General features: G+C 69.9%; 1 protein-coding gene and 1 pseudogene. Both read right to left on the bottom strand.

Annotation, left to right across the window (positions count from 1 at the left end):
* Positions 1-378 (bottom strand): annotated as a pseudogene (locus tag A9X04_RS21350) (hypothetical protein); the annotation flags it as partial.
* 65 nt (positions 379-443) lie between these two features.
* On the bottom strand, positions 444-1248 hold an 805-nt coding region (locus tag A9X04_RS21345; protein WP_156764465.1), incomplete at its 5' end, for a TIGR01777 family oxidoreductase.

The raw sequence follows: 1248 nt of genomic DNA, 5'->3' as shown, positions 1-1248 counted from the left end.
GGCGATGTTGTCCAGGAAGCCCCTGTTGTCGATCAGGTGCTCCACCGTGCAACCGAAGGCGCTGAGGGTGGGCAGCGTGGTGGCCACGACGAGGAATCCGGTGCCGGCGATCTCGGCGGCGAACGCCGACCAGACCTTTTTGCCCTCGACGAAGCCGTGCTGTAGCCAGACCAGTCCCCGGGGCGGCGTGCTGGGCAAATACCATGTCGTCGGCACCGCCTGGGTCGCGCTCGCGCAGGCGACGTCGGTCGCGCTGTCCGCCTCGGTGGATTCGGCCCGGGCTTGGCGCGGGCCGAGCACCATCGTGGCCACCGCGACCATGCCCAGCACGACCGCGCCGGCCTGCCGGGCGTGCCGGGCCGGCGCTCCTGAGATCATTAAGAAATTGAATCATTTATGAGCGCGGATCGGGCTTGATCAGGCGATTGCCTCAGATCTTCCGATCAGGACTCGCGCCCGAGCAGGTGACGCAGCGCCTGCTCGAGCTCGGGATGGCGGAACCGGTGTCCGGCCGCCGTGAGCTTCTGCGGAGCAACCCGCTGGCTGGCACACGCCAGCTCGCGGGCGCCCTGCTCGCCGAGCAGCACCCGGGGCCCGAGCGACGGCACCGGCAACACCGCGGGCCGACGCATGACGTGGGCCAGGGTGGCGGTGTACTCGCTGTTGCGAACCGGGTGCGGCGCAACGGCATTCACCGGACCGGACAGCGCTGTGTCCCACAGTGCTCGGTGATACACGTCGACGAGGTCGTCGATCCCGATCCACGAGAGCCATTGCCGGCCGTCGCCCAGCCGGCCACCCAGCCCGGCGCTGAACAACGGGCGCATCAGCTTCAGCGTGCCGCCGCGCGGGGACTGCACGATGCCCGTGCGCACCGGCACCACCCGCACCCCGGCCTGTTCCGCGGGCGCGGTCGCCGCCTCCCAGTCGGCAACGACATCGGCGAGAAAGCCATCGCCGCGTTCGCTGTCCTCGGTGAGGACGTCGTCACCCCGGTCGTACCCGTAGTATCCGATCGCCGAAGCGGTGACCAGCACCGACGGCCGCCGCGGGGTGCGAGCCAGCGCCTCGGCGAGCCAGCGGGTCGGCCCAATCCTGCTGTCGCGGATCGCTTTTCGATGCCTCTCGGTGAACCGGCCGGCGATCGATTCGCCGGCCAGGTGGATGACCGCGTCGACGTGTATCACCGAGCACTGTGGGACACAGCGCTGTCCGGTCCGGTGAATGCCGTTGCGCCGCACCCGGTTC

This window comes from Mycobacterium sp. E3247 (assembly GCF_001667785.1).
Classification (GTDB): domain Bacteria; phylum Actinomycetota; class Actinomycetes; order Mycobacteriales; family Mycobacteriaceae; genus Mycobacterium.
Note: the sequence above shows the minus strand (reverse complement) of the source record. Positions and strands in the feature narration are given on the sequence as shown.